The following is a 6,453-nucleotide window of genomic DNA, read 5'->3' as shown; positions in this document are numbered from 1 at the left end:
AGTCACTGTCGAACTCGGGTGCTTGAAAATAGATGAAAAATAAAGAATAAATTAGTTAGCTTATGAAAAAATAAATGTAAAACGCTTTCTTGATGATTTTTCCGTTTATTTTCAAAAAAATAGCTAATTTTAGCTGTTTGACGGTATGGTGGACCAAGAGTATAATGAGCCTCAAATTAAATAACCATTCATTCCCTAAAGATCGCTGAATCCGAATAGGAGCGGGGGAACCAACCGTGGCTTTGTGCGCCACATGGGGTGAATCCTGTTCAGGACGCCTGTTCTGAACGGGTAGGGTGACTCTCATCACCCGAATCCGTCAGCTAACCTCGTAAGCGTGTTGAGAGAAGGGGGGTATTTCCTATGGCTTGACATAGGCAGCCAGATACCCTCTGGCTGTCTTTTTTTGTTCTTTTTTATAAAAAATATGTAATTTATGTAAAAAATAATAAATTTGGTTTGTTGAGAAATCTTCGTGTATGTATAAGTCAATGTTTCCGAACTTTAAGCGGAAAGATGACAAAAGGCGGAGGGATCACTGATGTGGGATGTGATGATGGTTGTTTTGCTTGTCGTGAGCTTTATTCTCTTTTATGAATTTTCTGTTTGGTGTGATTCCGTGGTGAATGGAGGAGAAGAACAATGATCTGGATAGTAGGGATGGTGATATTGGGGGTATTTTGCTATCTCGTATACGCACTTATTTACCCGGAAAAATTTTGAACTGACGGTCAGATAAATTCAGTTATGAATTGGAATATGAGTGATCACGCGTGAGGGGGAAGAAACATGTGGCATGTCTTTTCGCAATATACACTTATTTTCTTGTTGTTGATCGTTATCGCGGTGCCATTGGGAAAATATTTATATGTGGCTTTCTTTGAAAAAGGAAAGATCGATCGTTTCTTTTCGCCCATTGAAGCGGTGATTTATCGATTATCAGGTATTCGCTCACTAGAAGAGATGACTTGGAAGTCGTATTGTACAGCATTGTTGATCGTGAATGCGGCATTGTTAGGTATATCCTATGGGCTTTTGCGTATTCAACATTATTTGCCGCTTAATGGGGCCAAAGTGGAAAATATGGAGCCGACTCTTACGTTTAACACTGTGGTTAGTTTTATGACAAATACAAACCTGCAGCATTATAGCGGAGAATCTGGATTATCCATTTTATCACAGATGTTATTTGTGACGATGATGATGTTCACGTCAGCCGCCACGGGACTGACTGTTGCTACTGCTTTAATTCGCGCGTTGTCTAAAAAAGGAAAAACGATAGGGAATTTTTATCAAGATTTTGTGCGCGCGAATGTGCGTGTATTGCTCCCGCTATCTGTCATCGTAACGATCTTGTTAGTGGCCTTTGGGGTTCCGCAAACCTTCTTGGCCCGCATGGCTGTATCAACATTAGAGGGAGGCACACAAACGTTAGCGCTGGGACCTGTCGCTTCGCTTGAGTCCATCAAACACCTCGGGACAAACGGAGGGGGATTTTTCGGAGCGAACTCGTCTCATCCGTTTGAAAATCCTCATCCGTTTACGAACGTAATCGAGATGTTATCGATGTGGTGCATTCCAGCGGCTCTGCCTTTTACGTATGGTCATGCTGTAAAAAATCGCAAACAGGGGTGGGTATTGTTTGCGACAATGTTCGTTTTGTTCGTCATGATGCTTGGGGTTGTGTACAATGCGGAACAATCTGGGAATCCCCTTGTGGGCAAATCAGGATTTGCAGCTGACCAAGGAAATATGGAAGGCAAGGAAGTACGTTTCGGCATTCCGCTGTCCAGTTTATTTACGGCGATCACGACAGCGGCCACAACCGGGTCAGTCAACAATATGCACGATAGTTTGACTCCGATTGGGGGGCTCGTTCCGCTGGCATTAATGATGTTAAATAACGTGTTTGGCGGCGATGGGGTAGGGTTTGTGAACATCATGATGTATGCGATGATTGCCGTTTTTTTATCAGGCTTGATGGTCGGGCGTACACCTGAATTTTTAGGGCGCAAGATCGAGCCAAAGGAAATGAAGCTGATCGTCATCGCGTTGTTGCTTCATCCTCTCATTATTTTGGCGCCGTCAGCCATAGCGTTAATGACGCACATGGGGACCGAGGCAATCAGCAATCCTGGCTTCCACGGCATTTCGCAAGTGGTGTATGAATATACATCTTCGGCGGCGAACAATGGGTCAGGATTTGAGGGATTGAAGGATAATACGGCATTTTGGAACATTTCGACTGGTGTTGTCATGCTTTTGGGGAGATATGTTTCCATTATTGCGATGCTTGCGGTCGCTGGGTCTTTGGTCGGAAAACAGCCAGTGCCCGAAACCATTGGAACATTCCGTACCGATACAGCCACATTCGGCGTCATTTTATTTGGGACAGTGTTCATTATCGGAGCACTTACCTTTTTCCCTGTTCTGATCCTGGGTCCGGTGGCGGAATATTTAACCATTCGCTAAGGAGGAAACGTCGAGATGAGAGGGAATGACAATCGCCAATCACTGTTTCAGCCAGAGCTTGTGCGGCAAGCGGCAATAGAGAGCGTCAAAAAGTTAAATCCTCTTGTGATGATGCGCAACCCAGTAATGTTTGTCGTCGAGATTGGAACATTGATCGTGTTGCTTATGCTTTTGTTTCCTCGCTTTTTTAGAATAGAGGATTGGAAATATGAATTAGCGGTATTCGTCATTCTTTTGCTCACGATTTTATTCGCTAATTTTGCTGAGGCTTTGGCGGAAGGACGAGGAAAGGCACAAGCGGAATCGCTCAAGAAAACGAAAGCGGATACGATCGCCAAGCGGATCAGCGCAAAAGGGGAAATAGAACTGGTTGCGTCCACACAGTTGCGAAAAGGGGATATTGTTCTCGTCGAAGCCGGTGATCTCATTCCAGGTGACGGCGAAATCATAGAAGGGTTGGCGTCCATTGATGAATCGGCCATTACTGGGGAATCCGCCCCTGTTATTAAGGAGGCAGGGGGAGATTTCAGTTCGGTGACAGGCGGCACAAAAGTCGTCAGCGATTGGATTAAAGTAAAAATCACAGCCGACCCCGGCGAGTCTTTTTTGGATAAAATGATCTCTCTTGTTGAAGGAGCAACGAGGCAAAAAACGCCGAACGAGTTGGCGCTGAACATTTTGCTTGTGACTCTCACGCTCATCTTTTTGATTGTCGTTGTCACATTAGTTCCGATTGCCCGTTATGTCGGCATCCATTTGTCGATAACAACCTTGATCATCTTGCTTGTTTGTTTGATTCCGACGACCATTGGCGGCTTATTATCGGCCATTGGAATCGCCGGGATGAACCGCTTGACACAATTCAACGTGTTGGCGATGTCCGGAAAAGCGGTGGAAGCGGCAGGGGACGTTACAACTATCGTGCTTGATAAGACGGGAACGATTACGTTTGGAAATCGAATGGCCGCCCAGTTTATTCCTGTTGGCGGGACTACAGAGGAGCAAGTACGGGAAGCAGCCGTTTTGTCTTCGATTAAGGATGAGACACCTGAGGGGCGTTCTGTTCTTGAATTGGCGAAACAGCAAGGATGGAAAGCAGATGTTGCTGAGTATGAACACGAGGAGTTTGTCCCGTTTACTGCCGAGACAAGAATGAGCGGCATGAACGTTCAAGGCATTCCGTATCGCAAGGGAGCGGTGGATGCCATTTCCCGTCATGTCAAACAGCTGGGCGGCCGCATTCCAAGCGATTTGAAAGAAAAAAGCGAACAAATCGCTAAACAGGGGGGCACGCCGTTGGCTGTCTCCGTTGGAGCAGACATCGTGGGCATCATCTATTTGAAAGATACCGTAAAACCGGGAATGCGCCAACGATTTGATGAATTGAGAAAAATGGGGATCAAAACGATCATGTGCACAGGAGACAACCCACTGACCGCTGCAACGATTGCCAACGAGGCAGGAGTGGATGAGTTTATTGCGGAAAGCAAGCCGGAAGACAAGATTCGTGTTATTCGGGAAGAACAAGCGAAAGGGAATTTGGTTGCTATGACGGGGGATGGTACGAATGACGCGCCGGCTTTGGCGCAGGCGGATGTCGGATTGGCCATGAATAGCGGTACGATGGCGGCAAAAGAAGCGGCGAATATGATTGATTTAGACTCCGATCCGACGAAAATTATTGAAGTGATATCCATCGGGAAGCAACTGCTGATGACCCGGGGGGCATTGACCACATTTAGCATTGCCAATGATATTGCCAAATATTTTGCTATTTTGCCGGCTGTGTTTGTGGCCAGCATTCCGCAGATGAAATCGATCGATATTTTGCATCTGCATTCGCCAGCGGGCGCCATTTTATCCGCGTTAATTTTCAATGCGGTGATCATCCCTCTGTTGATTCCGTTGGCGATGAGAGGGGTGCGCTATCAACCGATGTCATCGGAAAAACTTTTGCGTAGAAATATGTTGATTTATGGAGGCGGAGGAGTCATTGCTCCATTCATTGGCATAAAGGTCATTGATCTTGCCCTAGGCCTGTTTATGTAAAAGAGAGGAGGATTTGGCATGAGAAATATTCGCCTTGCTTTGCTCATGATCGTTTTGCTTGGGCTCGGGTATCCGGCAGCGATGACGGGCCTTGCCCAGTTGTTATTTCCTCATCAAGCGAAAGGAAGCATTATTTATGAGAAGGGAAGAGCCATCGGTTCGGAATTGATTGGACAATCATTTCAGGGGGACTCCTATTTTCACGGCCGCCCTTCGTCGATTCAATATGATGCAAGTGCATCAGGTTCACCAAATTATGGGCCTTCCAGCAAAGAAATGATGGAACGGATGGAGAAAGATGCAGAGCAATGGTTGAAAAAAGTTCCTGGAAAGACGAAAAAAGATATCCCTATCGATTTAATCACCAATTCAGGATCTGGACTCGACCCTCATATTAGCCCGGCTGCCGCATTGTTCCAAGTGCCGATGGTAGCAAAGGCAACGGGATTATCGGAGCAACAATTGACCCGTTTGGTCAAGCAGCACATTGAAGGAAGAGCGATGGGCGTTTTTGGTGAACCGCGGGTCAACGTTGTGCGCTTAAATATGGCTGTTCAAAAATTAGTGGAGGAGCGTTCCAAACGGAATGAATCATAAATATAGACGAATGACTCCGGAAGAGATATTGAAGAAAATCGAAAATATGAAGAAAGGCCGCCTCAAAATTTATATTGGGGCGGCCCCTGGTGTCGGGAAAACATTTCATATGTTGAGGGATGCTCACGATGTGAGAGAAAAAGGGATCGATATCGTCATCGGAATTGTTGAAACACACGGACGGGCTGAGACAGAGGCAGAAATCAAAGACTTGGAAATCATTCCTCGCAAGAAAATCCATTATAAAGGAAAAGAATTTGCGGAATTGGATGTCGACGCGGTGATTCGACGCAACCCGGATGTGGTGATTGTGGACGAATTGGCCCATACCAACGCCCCGGGCAGTAAAAACAAAAAGCGCTATCAGGATGTACAAGAAATTTTGCAGGCGGGAATTCATGTTTGGACGGCAATGAATATTCAACATCTAGAAAGTGTTCATGATATCGTTGAGCAAGTAACAGGGGTCCAAGTGAATGAACGCGTGCCAGATTTTATGCTTAGGGAAGCCGATGAAATCGAAGTGATTGATATCACGCCGGAAGCGTTGCGCGAGCGCATTAAAGAAGGGAAAGTATATGGGAAAGAAAAAATTGATCAGGCGCTCAATCATTTTTTTCGCAAGGGCAATCTCGTTGCCTTGCGGGAGTTGACGTTAAGAGAAGTGGCCGATGATATTGAGATGCGTTTGGAGAAAGAGAGAGAAGAACAGGGAATTGAAGAACCGACCGGCATTCATGAAAAAATTCTAGTGTGTGTCAACTATCGGCCAAACGCTGAAAAATTGATTCGACGTGGATGGCGGATCGCTCAACGATTAAACGCCGAGTTATACATTTTGCACATTAAGCAGAAAAGACAATCGCCAGAAAGGACGATAGCAGAATGGGAGAAAATGGCTAAGCAATTTGGCGCCACTTTTCTCGTTCGAGAGGCTGCCTCGCGCCGTGTTGCCCATCAAATCGTGGATGTATGTCGAGAATATAAAATCACCCAGATTGTGATGGGGATGTCTGCTCGGACGAGATGGGAGGAAATATGGAAAGGATCGCTCATTAATGTAATTATGCAGCAACTTAAACATGTTGATGTGCTTGTTGTATCTGACAGATAGAGAAGAGGGGCATCTTTGATCATAGTTCCAAAAGAAGACTCCCGTTCGCAATTCAAGCAATAAGCGGAAGATGAATGTCGGCTGGCGCCAGCCAAAACGTATGATAAAATCAATGTGCATTGCGTACAGGCTGTTGACGGACTTAAGCGGCTAAGCAGCGCACGAGACGAGAGGAAATTCAAAGTGCACGCTGTGCATAGCATTGTCGTCGACCTCCAATC

Annotated in this window: 5 protein-coding genes and 1 riboswitch; all 5 genes read left to right on the top strand. The window is 45.8% G+C overall.

The genetic code is table 11. The features are described 5' to 3' along the window. Nucleotides 1-193: 193 nt before the first annotated feature. A riboswitch (cyclic di-AMP (ydaO/yuaA leader) is annotated at nucleotides 194-352 on the top strand. A gap of 290 nt (nucleotides 353-642) precedes the next feature. The 5 genes from kdpF (at nucleotide 643) to kdpDN (ending at nucleotide 6,232) form a co-directional block, all read left to right on the top strand. Continuing rightward, nucleotides 643-723 (top strand): K(+)-transporting ATPase subunit F, encoded by an 81-nt coding sequence (gene kdpF / locus VU18_RS21295; protein ID WP_068895790.1) that lies wholly within the window; start codon nucleotides 643-645, stop codon nucleotides 721-723. A gap of 66 nt (nucleotides 724-789) precedes the next feature. Further along, entirely contained in the window at nucleotides 790-2,472 is a 1,683-nt protein-coding gene (gene kdpA / locus VU18_RS14200; protein WP_011232718.1) for a potassium-transporting ATPase subunit KdpA, read from the top strand. 15 nt (nucleotides 2,473-2,487) lie between these two features. Then, the gene (gene kdpB / locus VU18_RS14195; RefSeq protein WP_047758332.1) at nucleotides 2,488-4,521 is read left to right on the top strand and encodes a potassium-transporting ATPase subunit KdpB; all 2,034 of its coding nucleotides are present in this window, start codon (nucleotides 2,488-2,490) and stop codon (nucleotides 4,519-4,521) included. Nucleotides 4,522-4,539: 18 nt separating this feature from the next. Beyond that, nucleotides 4,540-5,118, top strand: coding sequence for a potassium-transporting ATPase subunit KdpC (gene kdpC / locus VU18_RS14190; RefSeq protein WP_011232716.1), 579 nt, complete (start codon nucleotides 4,540-4,542; stop codon nucleotides 5,116-5,118). Further along, nucleotides 5,108-6,232 carry a KdpD-like non-kinase potassium sensor gene (gene kdpDN / locus VU18_RS14185; RefSeq protein ID WP_011232715.1) on the top strand — a complete coding sequence of 375 codons (1,125 nt, stop codon included), beginning with the start codon at nucleotides 5,108-5,110 and terminating at the stop codon, nucleotides 6,230-6,232. Before kdpC ends, kdpDN begins: the two co-directional genes overlap by 11 nt. Nucleotides 6,233-6,453 lie beyond the last annotated feature (221 nt).

It is taken from the genome of Geobacillus sp. ZGt-1 (genome assembly GCF_001026865.1).
Classification (GTDB): Bacteria; Bacillota; Bacilli; order Bacillales; family Anoxybacillaceae; genus Geobacillus; species Geobacillus thermoleovorans.
The sequence above is the reverse complement of the archived record's forward strand: the minus strand, read 5'-3'. Positions and strand labels throughout refer to the sequence as shown.